Origin of the sequence: Acinetobacter sp. PFS20, from assembly GCF_052261015.1 — a bacterium.
In the GTDB taxonomy this organism is placed as follows: Bacteria; Pseudomonadota; Gammaproteobacteria; order Pseudomonadales; family Moraxellaceae; genus Acinetobacter.
The window spans coordinates 228,571-244,709 of record NZ_JBPVZE010000001.1 but is presented as its reverse complement, the minus strand read 5'-3'; the positions used below and the strand labels follow the sequence as shown (position 1 = coordinate 244,709).

Annotated in this window: 16 protein-coding genes; 10 read left to right on the top strand and 6 right to left on the bottom strand. The window is 37.8% G+C overall.

The genetic code is table 11. The features are described 5' to 3' along the window. Nucleotides 1–5 precede the first annotated feature (5 nt). Genes ACS125_RS01100 through ACS125_RS01085 form a run of 4 tightly spaced genes read left to right on the top strand, consistent with a single transcriptional unit; the run spans nucleotide 6 to nucleotide 3,593 of the window. On the top strand, nucleotides 6–1,034 hold the full coding sequence (locus ACS125_RS01100; protein WP_224972626.1) for a glycosyltransferase family protein: 1,029 nt from the start codon (nucleotides 6–8) through the stop codon (nucleotides 1,032–1,034). Then, nucleotides 1,031–1,786: a polysaccharide deacetylase family protein gene (locus tag ACS125_RS01095; protein WP_443270113.1), complete on the top strand. Its 756-nt coding sequence runs from the start codon at nucleotides 1,031–1,033 to the stop codon at nucleotides 1,784–1,786. Before ACS125_RS01100 ends, ACS125_RS01095 begins: the two co-directional genes overlap by 4 nt. Further along, nucleotides 1,783–2,547, top strand: coding sequence for a glycosyltransferase family 2 protein (locus ACS125_RS01090; protein ID WP_443270111.1), 765 nt, complete (start codon nucleotides 1,783–1,785; stop codon nucleotides 2,545–2,547). The genes ACS125_RS01095 and ACS125_RS01090 overlap by 4 nt, the downstream gene beginning before the upstream one ends. Nucleotides 2,548–2,558: 11 nt before the next feature. Then, on the top strand, nucleotides 2,559–3,593 hold the full coding sequence (locus tag ACS125_RS01085; RefSeq protein ID WP_443270109.1) for a glycosyltransferase: 1,035 nt from the start codon (nucleotides 2,559–2,561) through the stop codon (nucleotides 3,591–3,593). Here ACS125_RS01085 and ghy read toward each other — a convergent pair. Beyond that, a complete protein-coding gene (ghy, locus tag ACS125_RS01080; RefSeq protein ID WP_443270107.1) occupies nucleotides 3,590–4,480 on the bottom strand; it encodes a glycosyl hydrolase Ghy in 891 nt (296 codons plus the stop codon). The genes ACS125_RS01085 and ghy overlap by 4 nt on opposite strands. Before the next feature lie 68 nt (nucleotides 4,481–4,548). On the opposite strand from ghy, the gene ACS125_RS01075 reads away from it, so the two are divergent. Further along, entirely contained in the window at nucleotides 4,549–5,304 is a 756-nt protein-coding gene (locus ACS125_RS01075) for a glycosyltransferase family 25 protein (protein WP_443270105.1), read from the top strand. 29 nt (nucleotides 5,305–5,333) lie between these two features. Then, nucleotides 5,334–6,263 carry a lipooligosaccharide outer core biosynthesis glycosyltransferase GtrOC6 gene (locus ACS125_RS01070; protein ID WP_443270103.1) on the top strand — a complete coding sequence of 310 codons (930 nt, stop codon included), beginning with the start codon at nucleotides 5,334–5,336 and terminating at the stop codon, nucleotides 6,261–6,263. A gap of 39 nt (nucleotides 6,264–6,302) precedes the next feature. Here the strand turns inward: ACS125_RS01070 and ACS125_RS01065 are convergent, their stop codons facing one another. Then, complete coding sequence (locus tag ACS125_RS01065) at nucleotides 6,303–6,521, bottom strand: hypothetical protein (protein ID WP_004789113.1); 219 nt, start codon at nucleotides 6,519–6,521, stop codon at nucleotides 6,303–6,305. A gap of 202 nt (nucleotides 6,522–6,723) precedes the next feature. On the opposite strand from ACS125_RS01065, the gene ACS125_RS01060 reads away from it, so the two are divergent. After that, complete coding sequence (locus tag ACS125_RS01060; RefSeq protein WP_443270101.1) at nucleotides 6,724–7,752, top strand: stealth conserved region 3 domain-containing protein; 1,029 nt, start codon at nucleotides 6,724–6,726, stop codon at nucleotides 7,750–7,752. A gap of 65 nt (nucleotides 7,753–7,817) precedes the next feature. Here the strand turns inward: ACS125_RS01060 and aspS are convergent, their stop codons facing one another. Together aspS and ACS125_RS01050 are read right to left on the bottom strand one after the other, a co-directional pair. Next, nucleotides 7,818–9,602, bottom strand: coding sequence for an aspartate--tRNA ligase (gene aspS, locus ACS125_RS01055; protein ID WP_004789117.1), 1,785 nt, complete (start codon nucleotides 9,600–9,602; stop codon nucleotides 7,818–7,820). A 170-nt stretch (nucleotides 9,603–9,772) separates the two neighbouring features. Continuing rightward, entirely contained in the window at nucleotides 9,773–10,537 is a 765-nt protein-coding gene (locus ACS125_RS01050; protein ID WP_443270098.1) for a DUF4184 family protein, read from the bottom strand. Between the two features lie 137 nt (nucleotides 10,538–10,674). Here ACS125_RS01050 and znuD point away from each other — a divergent pair, with 137 nt between their 5' ends. Together znuD and ACS125_RS01040 are read left to right on the top strand one after the other, a co-directional pair. Next, complete coding sequence (gene znuD / locus ACS125_RS01045; RefSeq protein WP_443270096.1) at nucleotides 10,675–12,750, top strand: zinc piracy TonB-dependent receptor ZnuD; 2,076 nt, start codon at nucleotides 10,675–10,677, stop codon at nucleotides 12,748–12,750. Between the two features lie 75 nt (nucleotides 12,751–12,825). Next, nucleotides 12,826–14,289 carry a phospholipase D family protein gene (locus tag ACS125_RS01040; protein WP_443270094.1) on the top strand — a complete coding sequence of 488 codons (1,464 nt, stop codon included), beginning with the start codon at nucleotides 12,826–12,828 and terminating at the stop codon, nucleotides 14,287–14,289. 270 nt (nucleotides 14,290–14,559) lie between these two features. Here the strand turns inward: ACS125_RS01040 and ACS125_RS01035 are convergent, their stop codons facing one another. Then, complete coding sequence (locus tag ACS125_RS01035; RefSeq protein WP_174740753.1) at nucleotides 14,560–15,006, bottom strand: hypothetical protein; 447 nt, start codon at nucleotides 15,004–15,006, stop codon at nucleotides 14,560–14,562. 164 nt (nucleotides 15,007–15,170) lie between these two features. On the opposite strand from ACS125_RS01035, the gene ACS125_RS01030 reads away from it, so the two are divergent. Next, nucleotides 15,171–15,554, top strand: a complete 384-nt coding sequence (locus tag ACS125_RS01030) for an RcnB family protein (protein ID WP_004789127.1) — start codon at nucleotides 15,171–15,173, stop codon at nucleotides 15,552–15,554. Between the two features lie 48 nt (nucleotides 15,555–15,602). Here the strand turns inward: ACS125_RS01030 and ACS125_RS01025 are convergent, their stop codons facing one another. Beyond that, nucleotides 15,603–16,085: a phosphate-starvation-inducible protein PsiE gene (locus tag ACS125_RS01025; protein ID WP_004789131.1), complete on the bottom strand. Its 483-nt coding sequence runs from the start codon at nucleotides 16,083–16,085 to the stop codon at nucleotides 15,603–15,605. Nucleotides 16,086–16,139 lie beyond the last annotated feature (54 nt).

Genomic DNA, 16,139 nt, shown 5'->3' with positions numbered 1-16,139 from the left:
AATAAATGAAAATATTGCATATTGCGAATTTTGGCTTTAATAAACAAGGCGCCCATTTTTACTGCACAGACCGTAAAATTTCTGCCGGATTAATTGAAAATGGCCATTTCGTTTATGACTTTAGTTTTCGTGACATGGCTCGAATGGGAACCATTTTTAAAACAAAAAAACTGGGTGCCAGTTGGGCCAATAAAGAAGTACTAAAGGTCGTTAATAATATTGAACCTGATCTGGTACTCATTGGACATAGTGACTTAATGAGTCCAGATGTTCTTAGGCAGATTAAAGAAGCTTATCCAAATACTAAAATTGCATTTTGGTATGTTGACCCGCTTTATCTTGAAAGCAAACTCGACTTTGTTAAAGCATTCTCGCCGTATTTAGATGCTATTTTCTGTACAACCGGTGGAGAATATCTACAAAAATTAAAACAGCCGCATTTAAGCGTAGCCTATCTGCCAAATGTGGGTCATCGTAATGTAGAAACACTACAGCAATTTTCAAACGCTAATACGGATAAGACCTTTATTTTTTGTGGCGTAGTCTATAAAGAACCTGAGCGTGAGAAGTTCTTAAAGGACTTAGCAGATGCGTTGCAACAAGGCCATGTAAACTATCAATATTATGGATGTTTTGAGCAACCTGGTGTTTACGGTAAAGCGTATTATAAAGTTCTATCTGAAACAAAAATGGGACTTAATTACTCACGCCGTAATGATGTAACTCTGTATAGTTCTGACCGTATTGTACAACTGACTGGTAATGGTTTATTGACTTTTAGCCCAAGAATTCCGGGCTTTGAGAAGCTCTACACCGAGCAGGAAGTGGTTTACTTTGATGATCAGTTTGACTTGGCCAAGAAGATCCAATTCTTTGATCAAAACCCAGATCAGGCTGAAAAAATAGCGAAAGAGGGTTGGGAGAAAACACGTAGGTCTTTCAATGCTAAACGCATCACCCAATTTATGGTTGAAGTGACATTTAAGCAGCCCCTTTCAGAAGATTATGAATGGTCACATGAGGTTTATGCATGATGTGGTTTTTGTACGTTGCGGTAGGCCTATTAGTACTTGCTGCACTGTTATATGTGCTGGGTAATTATACATTCTGGCTTCCGTTTCGTTCGAACAAACTACCACGCATTGTGATGTTGCATCAGGTTACACCTAAAGATGCAGCCTCTGGTATGAACATGCCTCCTGAAAAGTTTGAACAACTCTTAACGTTGTTGACGCGTAAAGGGGCTACTTTTTGTTTTGTCTCTGAGCTTGAACAATATCTTAATCAAAAAAATGTCGTTGCTTTAAGTTTTGACGATGGCTTTATGGATAATTATCTTTATGCCTATCCATTACTTAAAAAATATAATGCAAAGGCAACCATTTATTTGGCAACGCAAATTGAAGGAATTGAAAAGCTAAGTCATGAGCAAATCCATGAAATGGCGAATTCTGGTTTGATTGAATTTGGTGCGCATACCCAACATCATGTGAACTTACTTAAGCTTGATGATCAAACCGCTTACGATGAAATGCTTCAGTCTAAACGCGACGTTGAAGCATTAGTTGGGAAGTGCCTAAGCTTTGCCTATCCATTTGGTCGATTTAACGAAAAACACCAGAAAATGGCTGAAGAGATTGGCTTTAAAAACGCTGTATCGACGCGTAAAAAAATCGAAGCCTATGAAGCTGTTAACCAATTTAATATTCCACGTGTCAGCACGCATGGTGCCATGAATGCTTTACAGATGCGTATCGCCCTTGCTAAAGGACGTTATAAGTTATGAATAAAATTCCATGTAGTGTCTATATTGTCACTTTAAATTGTGGTGCTTGGTTAGAGCGAACTTTGCAAAGTGTCAGTGAGTTTGATGAAGTTATTATTTTAGACTCTGGCAGTACTGATAATACTTATGAAATTGCAGAGTGCTTTGAAAATACGCAAATCTCTCATCAAGATTGGCAAGGTTATGCTGGGCAAAAAAGTTTAGCTTTAGCAAAATGCCGAAATGATTGGGTACTCAATTTAGATGGTGATGAAGTCTTATCTAACGAGTTAAAACAAGAAATTGTTGAGACCATTCAGCAGAATAAACTTGATGCTTTAATCACACCGATTAATGACGTGTTTTTAGGCGTTCCCAACAGCAAACATACTAAAAAGCATGCAAAGGTGCGTTTTTTCCGTAAGTCTAAAGGGCATTACGACCTTGCCAATAAGGTCCATGAAAATGTGATTGTACAAGGTGAATCTCAGCGTGCTCAACATGATATCTATCATTATGGCGAGTCGAGCATTTTCGTTAAAGTCGAAAAAAATAATCAATATTCCAATTTAAAAGCATTAGAGAAATACCAAAAAGGAAAGTCTCCAAGCGTTGTAAAATTGGTTTTAGTAATGCCAGTGACTTTCATGAAATCTTATTTTATTCGCCGTAGTTTCTTGAATGGTTGGCGTGGTTTCGTAAATAGTATGATTAACGCGTTTTATGCTTTTCTAAAAGAAGCCAAACTATTTGAACAGACTATGAATAAAGATAAAAAATAAGTAGGCAAGCTATGAAAATTGTTCAGGTATTGGCAACTAGTGGTGGAGTTGGTGGTTTAGAGCAACACACTTTTAACCTTGTTAATGAGCTCGCTTTAAATCATGAAGTACATGTGATTGCACATCCTTGCTATCTAGACAAATTTAGCCAACAAGTAAATTTTCATGCGGTTGATTTTGCACGTAGCCGTTGGAATATTTTTTTACTCTGGCAACTTAAAAATCTTATCCAGCAAATTCAACCTGCTATTGTTCATGCACAAGCAGGAAAGGCGGCGGAACTGATTGCCCGAATTAAGCCATTTTTATCTGGCCCAAAGTTTGTGACAACAGTACATGGTACCAAAAAGAATAAGTCTGCTTATTTAGCGGGTGATGCCGTTATTGCAGTGAGCCAAGCACTCACGCAAGGCATTCCAGAGTCTAAAGCCCATGTGGTTTACAACGGGGTCTATCCTCAACCCGTACTTACAGTTGAAAATAAAGAAAAGTTACTTCAATCGATTCAAAAAGATTTTGCTGAGCTAGATGCAAGCAAAAAAGTTGTTATGTGTATTGGACGTCTAGAGCCAGTAAAAAATATCAGTTTACTGATTGAGTCGATGCAACAGATTGATGCCAATTTATGGATTATTGGTGATGGTTCACTTCGAGCAAGTTTAGAAAAACAAGTCAGTGAATTAAACATGCAAGATCGGGTCGCTTTTCTTGGGTTTAGAACTGATGCTCGAGATCTGGTGCAATTAGCAGATATCGTGGTTTTGTCATCAGATCGTGAAGGTTTTCCACTTGTTATGGTCGAAGCTTTACAGGCTGATAAAGCAATGGCTTCAACCAAAGTAAACGGTGTGATTGAGTGGCTGCCAGAGCAATATCTGGCAGAAATCGGAGATGCACAAGGTTTAGCAAAAGCGCTTAAATGTGCGCTTCAACCTGAAGCTCAACACGACTTTAGCCCTTTATATGCAAAAGCCAAGGCTGAACTGACTGTACCAGCCATGGCTGAGCAGACGCTTAACATTTATAAAAGCCTGCTGAAAACTTAATTATTCTTCGGTGTAAGGCGGATGGCATCAAGTACCACGAAGTTATCTTCGACATTAATGGTATGACAACCGTCATCTGCTTGATCCCAATCTGGTAAAACTACTTCTAGTAATTTTTCTTCATAAGCTGTCGGGCTAAGCTGACTAATCGCTTTTAATTCGATATTACCACCATAACGTTTTAAAGAATCTTGGCTTGGTCGAACCAATTGCCCTTTATAAATAAAAGGTTTACCCGCCATACGGAACTGCTGACTGCCTCGGCACACTGGGTTCATGGGGTGCTCTTGCCAGTTCGGGTTTAAAATATCTTCGGTAAAGAATAGATCTAAACGGTCACCAAATTTCTTACAGTCACGACGTGTTGAAGTAAAAAGATACCATAAGCCTTCATGATAGAAAGGGGTGCTGTCGACTGCTTCGATATTCTCGATCAGATTAGAATGCTTTTCCCATTTCAGTGGAAATTCAGTACATTTCCAAAGTTCTATCGTCTTGTTGGCAGAAGTCTCTGGGATCATGTACCAAGTATCTTTTACTTTGAATATACAAGGATAAGAAAGGTGATAGTCGAGCTTTAAGATTGTCTCGGGTGGTGTGTAGGTGCCATCTTTAAAAACTTCTAAAACTGAAAGGAAACCTACAGGATGTTCGTCATCAACTTCTTCAAAAAAAATGAAATGACGGCCATTTTCATAAGCATAAAAGCTATCTGCAAATGTAAACTTTTTAGGGGAGTGGATCTCAAAGAGAGAATCCAGTTGCTCAAGTGTAGTAAAAGGTTGCTCTAACCAGCCAAAACGCATATACCAATGAGAGTCAAAAGATTTTGCTTTTTTTGCTTGTTGGTATTTATACCATTTTTTTTGAATCAGGCGATTTAGCATTAAATTTTACACTCGATATAACTATAATTAGATAGACTATCCCTGACTCATTTTAACATTTGAATGAAATGAAAAAATATTTAATCAGTATTGAATCTGCTAATAGTGAACGTTTAAAAAAGTTGTACTCTCAAGCAACATTTTACAAATATCGCGATGAATTTAAGCAGTTTGGGGTAATCGGTAAGAATTTAAGCGTTAGTGAATATTTTCAACAAGGTGTAGCTGGCAAGAAAAAACCGATGACGCCTGGTGAGCTTGGTTGTGCCATGTCTCATATTGCTGCACTAAAAGATTTTTTAAACTCCGATGAAGAATATGCAATTATTTTTGAAGATGATGTGATCGAACGTTTTGAAATTGATTTCCAAGACTTAGAAAAGCACATTCATTCTTTGAATCTAGGTCCGTGCTTTTTCCTAAGCTTGGGCGGTATTCAAATGAAAATATGCAATCGCGTTCGTGGAAAATTTTTATCCGAAGAGTTGTATAACCAAAAAATTCTAAAAGTTGATTATGACTATCTCGAAAAACTAGCCTATGCGTATGCCTATGTTGTAGATCGTAAAATGGCACAAATGTTAGTTGATTATCATCAACCGATAAAAATTTATGATCACTGGCAAGACCTTGTTGGACGAGGTGATTTCAGTTTTTATGTTAGCTTTTTATTCGATCACCCAATTATTGAAAATGATGATGCGTTAAGTTATTTAGAAAAGGAAAGAAGCTTAATTACTCCTATTTCACAAGATGATAGTGATTTGTTACGTTACCTAAGAGTTAAACTAAAGAAATATATACTTAATAAATATATAATTTAGTCGTTTTTTTAAATTTTCTTACTAATTTTATGACTAAGCAAAAAAATATTATTATCGGGTCAGCAACTGGATACAGTGCTGACCTCATTTCTTCTTTTGTATATTCTTTGGAAAAGACAGACTTTGATGGCATTTTGACTTTAATTATCTATAAAGAGCAAATGCCAGAGTTTGTTAATGCATTTTCAAATATCAAAAATTTTAAAATTGAATTTAAAGTTTCAACGATTGGGAAATTTAAATCGAAGTCAAAATACTCAGGTATTTACAAGTTTAAGTTTATAAAGAATATTCTTAAGAAAATTATTGGATTAATTGTAAATGAAGCAATTCCAGATTCAAAAATAAAAGCCCTTAAAATCACAGGCTATCCGCATGTGAGTCGCTTTTTTGAATATAAAGAAGTTGTAGAAAGTCATCCTGATGCTTCACATGTGCTGCTCAGCGATGTGCGAGATGTTTTTTTTCAGGGTAATCCTTTTAAAGATCTGGGCAAAGGGCTCTTTGTTGGTATGGAAAATCCAGATTATACGATAGGCACTGAGCAATATAATCAAAAATGGATTATCGATGCATATGGAGATGGTTTTTATAATAGTGCAAAAGATGAGCAGGTTTCGTGCTCAGGCGTCACAATTGGAGATATGAACTCGATTAAAGTCTATATCAATAAAATGATTGAAGAGTTCTGCAAACAGCCATATCAAAAAATGTCTGAAAGAATTTATGATCAGGCAATGCACAATAAATTATTAATTACCAATGATTTAGAAGATGTAACTCGCTGTCAGCCATTTGAGTCTATTATTGTAACTCTTGGATTATATCCAATAGATCAAATTACGATTAATGATCAAGGTCTTATTATCAATCGTAACCAAAAGATCATTCCTATTGTCCATCAGCATGACAGACATCCGGAATTGATACAGTTATGCGATAACTATATTGGGAAATAAATTTTAGGATTATCTGAATTTTATGAGGGGAAGCGGATATTAATTTTTATCCGCATTTCCTTTCAAAACCATATAAATCAGCGCAACAAAAATAAGCAATGCACCTGCTAAGCTACTTACGCAGAAATAAAGAATACGTTGATTTGTAGTGATGTTAAATAATTCATTTGCAAGGATATAGCGCATGAAAAACCACTGCGCAAGAGAGAATACAATTACGATTAAAGCATGTCGACGTACATCAGGGCGCATTGCCATAATGAATCACCAAGGGAGAAAAAGTGCTGATATTATGCCATTTGCCCACTCTCATCTCAATAGAGTCTAAATTGAGTCAATTGTGTAGAAAAATTAAAATTATGAATAAATTGTGAATTTTTATTAACATTAATAAACCTCGAATTCCATTTTTATCTGAAATTTTCTAGTAAATTTCTGTACTTATTTGGATATATGTTTAATGCAGCCTGTTGATTTTGTAATGATTTGGGTGGACTCAACCGATACGAAATGGCAGCAACAATACATATATTATAAATCTAAAGAAACTAAAACAAAGGTGGTTGAACTTGTTGATCAATGCCGCTATCGCGACTGGAATAATCTTCATTACTGGTTTCGATCTGTTGAGAAATTTTGCCCGTGGGTTAGAAAGATCCATCTGGTGACTTGTGGTCATTTCCCTGAATTTTTAGTTAAAAATCATCCTAAGTTAAATTTGGTCACACATGATCAAATCATGGAATCAAACTGTTTACCGACATTTAACTCACATGCTATTGAAATCAATATTCATAAAATTGAGGGACTAGCAGAACATTTTGTTTATTTTAATGATGATACCTTTATCAATAGGCCTTTAGAGCCTGAGTTCTTTTTTAGAAATGGTTTACCTTGTGATGGTGTGCGTTTACAGCCACTTATGGTCGTAGGTGAAGAGAACTTTCTAGGCGCCGTTGCCCTAACGGATGTTGCGATTATTAATAAGCATTTTGATAAGCGAAAATTACTCCATAAAAATCCCTATGCACTTTTTAACTATCGCTATTCTATGAGCAGTAATGTGGGTAATTTTTTAAGTTTATATAACCGAAAATTTTCAAGTTTTTATAGTACTCATTTACCTCAACCTTTTTTGAAATCGGTATTTGAAGAAGTTTGGAAAACTGAAGAAGCTTATTTAAATGAAGTATCAAGTCATCGATTTAGACAGCCTTTAGACGTTAATCAGTATCTTTTTCGGTTGTGGCAGTTGTGCTCATCTCGTTTTTATCCTGTCAATATATTTGAGCGTGGACAAAACTTTAATTTAAGGCTACAAAATCTTCCTGAAATTAATCAGGTTATTAAGAATGAACAACTTCCACAAATTTGTCTAAATGACGATGAACACGTGGTCGATTTTGAAAAGCTTAAAACAGAAATCATTCAAATTTTTGATCAAAAATTTAAAACACTCTCAAGTTTTGAAAAAGAAATATCCCATTAAAATTTGAAATTTACTTAATAAAAAACCCTGCATAAGCAGGGTTTTTTAATTTGAGAATCTAAAAATTATTTAGATTCTTCAGCTTTTGGCTTCTCACGTAAGCGGATGCCCAAGTCACGAAGCTGATTTGCTTCAACAGGAGCAGGTGCTTGAGTAAGTGGACATTCAGCAGTCTTCGTTTTAGGGAATGCAATAACGTCACGAATAGAAGTCGCGCCAGTCATTAACATTACTAAACGGTCAAGACCAAATGCCAAACCACCGTGAGGAGGAGCACCGTAACGAAGTGCATTTAATAAGAAGCTGAATTTCTCTTCTGCTTCTTCATCAGAAATACCAAGCGCTTCAAAAATCGCTTTTTGCATTTCTAATGTATAAATACGTAGAGAACCACCACCAACTTCAGTACCGTTCAATACCATGTCGTAAGCAACAGAAAGTGCTTCACCTGGATTGCTCTTCACTTCTTCTACGCTTGATTTTGGTAGAGTGAATGGATGGTGAACAGAAGTCCATTTGCCATCGTCAGTTTCTTCAAACATTGGGAAATCAACAACCCAAAGTGGAGCCCACTCACAAGTTGCAAGATTCAAATCATGGCCGATCTTCACACGAAGTGCGCCCATTGCATCATTTACAACTTTAGCTTTATCAGCACCAAAGAATACGATATCGCCATCTTGCGCACCAACACGTGCCAACAATTCAAGTACGATCGGTTCAATGAATTTCACGATTGGAGATTGAAGGCCTTCAATTCCTTTAGCGAGTTCATTAACTTTGATGTAAGCCAAACCTTTTGCACCATAGATGCCAACGAATTTAGTGTATTCATCGATTGCACTACGTGGCAATGATGCTGCACCTGGAACACGTAAAGCAACAATACGGCCTTTAGGATCTTTTGCAGGACCAGCAAATACTTTGAACTCTACTTCTTGCATTAAATCTGCAACGTCAACGAGTTTCAACGGAATACGCATATCAGGTTTGTCTGATGCATAGTCACGCATTGCATCTGCGTAAGTCATACGTTGGAATTTATCGAATTTAACGCCAAGAAGTTCATCGAACATCTTCACAGTAAGGACTTCCATTAAGTCCATAATGTCATCGTCACTCATGAACGATGTTTCAACGTCGATTTGAGTAAATTCTGGTTGACGGTCAGCACGTAAATCTTCGTCACGGAAACATTTCGCGATTTGGTAGTAACGATCAATACCACCCACCATCAACAATTGTTTAAATAATTGTGGTGATTGTGGAAGTGCATAGAAACTACCATTTTGTACACGACTTGGTACTAAGTAGTCACGCGCACCTTCAGGAGTTGCACGTGTCAAAATAGGTGTTTCAACGTCTAAGAAACCATTATCTTCGAAATAGTTACGAATAAGATTGGTCAATTTAGAACGGAAGCGTAAACGATCCAACATTTCAGGACGACGAATATCTAAAAAGCGATATTTCAAACGAATTTCTTCAGAAATATTGGTATTTTCATCATTTAAAGGGAATGGAGGTGTTTCTGAAGCGGCAAGAACTTCGATGTCTTTACCTAAAACTTCAATTTGACCACTCACCATGTTGGCATTTTCAGTACCTTCATAACGGCGACGAACACGACCTGTAATTTTTAATACATATTCAGAACGTGCTTTATCTGCAGTTGCAAATGCTTCTGGAGTATCTGGGTCAATAACCACTTGAACGAGGCCATCACGGTCACGCATATCAAGGAAAATAACACCGCCATGGTCACGGCGACGATGTACCCAACCGCATAGTGTAACGGTTTGGTCGATTTGGGCTTCAGTTAAAGAGCCACAGTAATGAGTTCGCATCATAATGAAGATTATCCAAACTATATTGGCTGAAAAGACGGATGCGTAAACCGCGCACCGTCAAAAAAATAAGTTTTCGATTATGCCCTGTTGCATGGTTTGCCACAAGAAGTAGATCAAAAAACCGCAGAAATTAAGCGAAAAATGAGCAATTTGGCAGCAAGTTTTCCAAATTACCCCATTCTTTGTTGTCTATCCAAAAATAGGAAAAGTAAGCACCCTAAACTAAATGTGCTGAGCCAACCTTGCATAAACTCGTTGATAGAACGGCCTGTAAAATAATAGGTATCGGCATGCCAAACCTCATGGGGTATGTAACGTGCATAATCCCAAAATGAAAATAAGCCTAAGACTGTAGATAGAATAAACAGAGACCACGCGAAAATTTTTATTTTTTTACTTACTTTCCAGTGTTGTTTGTAGCGCTGGTAATAGTGAATACCCATCCAACCAAGAAAAGGTAAGGCAATAGCAGAGGAGCCAAGTTGTAAAAGACGGTGCAAAGGGTAGGGATGACCAGAAAGATGAATAGTTGTAGCTAATACATCTTTAAATACAAACGTTCGAAAGTCTGAATGTGTTAAACCATCCCAAATTAGATGAGTTGCTATACCGACAATGAGTGCAAATATAACGCCAATAAAAAATATAAAAATACGTTTTAAAGAGCTGAGGCCAAGATCATGTTGCACACCAAAAAAACGGTACACCACTGGACGATAAAGAGAATACCAAACTGCACAAAAGGCGAGGCCTAATGCAAGGTTGGGATAAATCAGACCTTTCCATTGGTGCGTCAGCATGCTGGACTGAACTGTAAATAAGCGGTAAAGATCGGGTGTCATACTGCCAATGGCTAACGCAGCAATCGGTAAAGTGTTTTGACTAAGCTTAGATAAGGGAGGAGCTATAACGGCATGAGAGATGGTAAAAGGCATTAGAAATCAAAAATTACTCACATCATTTAGTTGACCAGTCTAACGAATCGTCGAATCAGAAATGTTTTTTATTGCAAAACAAACGAAATGTTATAATATAACAAAAATAAAACATATCGTGATCCGGGACACATCCAATGCAGTTTTATAAAAATATTTTGACCTTATCCATTTTAGCTGTCATATCCGTTCCTTCGTTTGCAGCAGAAAGTGAAAATGTTGAAAAGTTAGAAACTATTCGAATTAAGGCTCATCCACTTGAGCAAACTTCACAAGATTTTGCAGTTGCAGATACTGTTGTTGATCAAAAGCATTTATCGCAAGGGGCCGCCACTATTGGGGATGCGCTGAGTAGTGAAGTTGGAATTTATGCTAATCAGTTTGGGGCTGGTTCGAGTCGACCAGTGATTCGTGGGCAAGATGGACCACGCGTTAAAGTACTCCAAAATTCATCAGAAAATATTGATGTTTCGACCTTGTCTCCTGACCATGCGGTAACTGTAGATCCTGTGCTTGCGAAGCAAGTGGAAGTGATTCGAGGTCCTTCAACTTTATTGTTTGGTGCTGGAACTGTAGGTGGTTTAGTCAACGTCATTGATAACAAGATCCCTACGCAAATGCCTGAAAACGGTTATGAAGGACAAGTTGGCTTACGTTACAACACTGGAAGTGATGAAAAACTGGCGAGCGCTGGAGTAACTGTTGGCTTGGGTAGCCAGGTTGCTTTACGTGTCGAGGGGTTAACACGTGATGCAAATAACTACATTGCGCCAAATTACATTCATGAAGGTGAAAAAGAGCGCCGTGTAGACAATACTTTTGCTCAGGGCGATTCGGTTAACGTTGGGTTGTCTTGGATTTATGACCGTGGTTATACAGGTATTTCTTATAGCAACCGTCGTGATCAATATGGCTTACCGGGGCATAGTCATGAATATGAAAGTTGTAGCGCTCATTTAACAGGTACACCACATTTGCATTGTGGAGACCATGAGCATGAAGATGGTGAAGAAGCTCATGATCATGGACAAGAAGAACATGGTCACGAACATGGCGGTCCATGGATTGACTTAAAATCTGAGCGTTATGATTTTAAAACTGAGTTAAATGATCCGTTTGCAGGCTTCCAAAAGTTACGTGCACAAGCGAGCTATACCGACTATCAACATGACGAAATTGAAGAGGGAGCAATTGCAACCCGATTCCAAAACAAAGGCTATGATGGGCGTGTTGAGTTAGTACATAACCCAATTGCAAGTTGGGAAGGGGTGATCGGTGCACAGTTAGGCCAGCAAAAACTGAATTTAACTGGCGAAGAAGCATTTATGGCACCGACCACTACCAAAAAGTGGAGCGTATTTGCTTTAGAACATAAGCAATGGAAAGACGTACACTTTGAGCTTTCTGCACGTGCAGATCAGCAAGAAGTTGATGTAGACGATAACTCTAAACAAGATTTTGATGGCTCTGCATTTTCCTATGCAGGTGCTGCGAACTGGGAGTTTGCACCGAACTACAAACTTTCTTTTGTCGCTTCACATCAGGAACGTTTACCTTTAGCTCAAGAGTTATATGCAAATGGTGGGCACTTTGCGACAAATACTTATGAGTTAGGAAATGATCAACTCAGTAAGGAAAAATCGAATAATGTTGAGTTAGGTTTGCATTTTGATAATAACAAACTTGATTACCATCTTCATGTTTACCATAACTGGTTTGATGACTACATCTATGCGCAAACCCTTGACCGTTATAAAGACTTCCGTTTAGTTCAATATACTCAAGATAAAGCACGCTTCTATGGTGCAGAGGGGGAAATTGGTTATCAAATTACACCAATGTACAAGATCAGTGCTTTTGGTGACTATGTGCGCGGTAAAATTGATGCAGAAGGTAATGCCCCGCGTATTCCAGCAGGACGTTTAGGTACTAAAGTCGACGCAGATTTTGGTGATGGTTTTAGTGGTTCTGCTGAGTATTATCATGTCTTTAACCAAGACAAGATCGCAGCTTACGAAACCGAAACTGAAGGCTATAATATGCTCAATCTTGGGGTGGCATATTCTGGACAATATGGTGCAAAAACAGATTATCGTGTTTATATGAAAGCGAATAACTTGTTAGATGACACGGTTTATCAACATGCATCTTTCTTATCAAATATTCCACAAGTTGGACGCAATTTTACGGTAGGTGTTGAGTTTAGTTTTTAAGGCTTTAACACGAAACTAAACTTGAAAAATCAATCTAAAAGACCTAATTTGAAAGCATCAAGTTAGGTCTTTTTTATGCGTATTTTTCAACGAATTCATCAAAAAATAAATTGGTCTGGGCGTCGTTATATGGCGATATTACTTTGCGTTGTTGCTATTGCATATATTGCATCGGCAATTTATCACACGGTAAAACCATTGCCACAAGGAATTAACTTTAGTGGCAAGCTTAGACATGCTGATGTCAAATTTTTAGCAGATAAAACCTACCTTGATGCAAAAGGACAACAGCAGGTCGATCAGCACATCTTTGATGAAATCTTGAAAATGATTGATGAGGCAAAAACCACAGTTGTGGTTGACATGTTCTTGTTTAATTCAGAAGTGGGTGACTCAAAACTGAAGCAAAGGCCATTAATGCAAGAGTTAACCGATGCATTAGTAAGTAAAAAAAGACAGAATCGCCAAATCCAGATTGTATTAATTACTGACCCGATTAACTCAGTATATGGTGGTTTAAGCCCTGAACATTACCGCCAGTTACGTCAAGCGGGTGTTGATGTGATTGAAACCAATTTAGCTCCTTTACGTGCTTCTAATCCGTTCTGGTCAGGCTTATGGTATATCTGCTGTCAGAATGTTGGAAATAACCCTGAAAAAGGCTGGTTGCCAAATCCATTTGGTGAGGAAAAAATTACACTGCGCAGTTATTTGAACTTATTTAACTTTAAGGCGAATCACCGTAAAACTGTAGTTGTCGATACCGATGCTGGTTGGAAGTCACTGGTGACTTCAGCAAATCCGCATGATGGTAGTTCTAGACACTCAAATGTTGCATTAGTTGTAACAGGAGCGACAGCCGCAGACGTTTTACAATCTGAAGCCGCGGTTGCGCGAATGTCAGGTAGTAGTTCTCCATCGCTCATTTTAGGTGACTTTGAAAAAGACGTAACCAAACCACAAGTTCAGGTGTTAACTGAAGCTGCGATTTATCAATCTGTATTGAAATTGATTAACTCAGCTAAGCCGAAAGAGCATCTTGATTTAAGTATGTTCTATTTATCTGAACGCAAGATTATTCAGGCTCTAAAAAGCGCTCAAGATAGAGGGGTTATTGTCCGAGTTTTACTTGATCCAAATAAAGATGCATTTGGCCGACAAAAGAATGGTATTCCTAACCGACAAGTTGCTTCAGAGCTACATGCTGCGGGTATTCCAATCCGTTGGTGTGATACCCATGGTGAGCAGAACCATAGCAAAATGATATTAAAATATAACGCTCAGCAAGCTGAGTTGATTGTAGGGTCGGCTAATTTTACAGCCCGTAATTTAAAAAATTACAACCTTGAAACGGATATGTTGGTCATTGGCAAAGTTCAAGATCAAGTCTTTAAAGATGCGCAAGATTACTTCAATACCTCTTGGTCAAATCTACAAGATAAACAGATGAGCGTGGATTACGCGAAGTATGCAGATGAGTCTAAAGTGAAGTATTGGATTTATCGTTTTATGGAATGGTCAGGTTTGTCGACTTTCTAATTCTTTTTTTATATAAACGTTGAGGCTATGTGTTCACGACGGAGTCCTAATTGGTTCTAAACTTGGAGCTTATTTATTGCCTGCCGTGATTTTGTACAAAATTGGCAAGGTGATTAGCGACATGGATGTCGCCGTTTCACTGTGTTGCAGGGAAGCAACATCAGTGAAACAAAGGTTTTTGTCACTTTTGACCTCTCAAAAGTGAGGCATTAGCCTATACACAAGACATTAGAACATCACTGTAAGTAAAGGCTGTGCAATAAGTCCAATTTAAGGTGCTGGAGGAATCAACTGATCCAAAGTCTTATCATCTAACTTTTCCAATTCACTCAAATCAGTCTTAATTTTCCACTGCGCTTCATCTTCTACAGGATTTGGTAAACGTGCCTCAAGCCAGTCACAGACCACATCTGGGTTAAACTCAGGATGATTACACTGAATAATCCACGATAAGAAGTCTTTCGCTTCACCGTTCATGTAAGGCGGTGGAGAAACAGGGAAGAATAAAGTCGGTAGACGTTCATTCGTCGAAAGATAGTTTAAAACATGTCCTAATTCTTGAACTGTTTGCCATGCTAGCGGATGTTCTACATCAATACTGAACTTAAACCACCAAGCATGTTCACCATCTGCTCCATGAGCCATGATACGGGCTTCTTGTACGGTTGGAACTTTGCAAAAAAATTGATGAAGACGTTCAAAACTGATTTCAGACACAGCAATTGACCTAGTTTGAAAAATGGTAATGGTAGCACAGATACAGATTCTTCATATTTTCTTTATAGTCATTACAAACAATATCAATCAAAGCGGTTTTATTCATGGTTTCTCCTTGACTCTCTTTTAATCTAGCTTCAGATCAAGATAAAAGGAAATAGGTCATGAAAAAGCCAATCGTTCTTGTACTTTCAACATTAATGTTGGGTATGTCAGCTACTGCGATGGCCGATACAAGTCATCGTTGGGACAATAATCATGGTAAAAACTATGATCGATATGAGCATCGTGATGACCGCCGTCATGACTACCGAAATGATCATCGCGCTCCACAGTGGTCAAATGCTGATCGCGGTAAGCACTATGGTCGATATGTAGCATTTAAGCGTGGTGATCGTGTTCCAGCAGAATACCGCAATAGTCGCTATTATGTTTCAGACTGGAGATCGCATCGTTTGTATGAGCCACCACGTGGATACCGTTGGGTTAAAACACCGAACCAATATTTACTCGTAGATTCAAAACATCAAATTTATCGTGTCCGTTAATTTTGAAATATAGAATATATAAATGGCCTCAATATTGAGGCCATTTTTTTATGCTAATTCATCATCTTGAGGCTGAGGGGGCTTTAAAGGCGTTGGTGTTTTTGCATGTTTCTCTTTCATCACTGACGGATAATTCCAAGATGCAAAACGAACAACCAAGATAGACAGAGCTAAAATAAGAATCGAGCCGGTAATAATGACTTGGTCCATATCCGCTTTATGGTCATGTTGGATATCGGAAATGAGTAGACGGGTTAAGGCTGTAATCGCAACATAAATAAGAAAGCGTACAGGCATATGATTGGTTTTAAAGTAAATTCCAACCATTGCTCCAAGTTCTAAGTATATAAATAATAATAAAATATCATCAATCGAAGCATACTTTTTGACGGTTAAAATTTCAAAAACAGTATTGGCTGCGGACCAAGCCACCATACATCCAATAATAAACAGGGCTAAATAGTGGAAGGCTTCTACGGCGTAATGACCAAAACGGTCAAGTATTCGTTCGTATTTTTTAGGATCAGGCATAGTAAGATCTTTTGTTTGTTTCTTAATGTTTAGAAATTAAACAAATTTCATGCC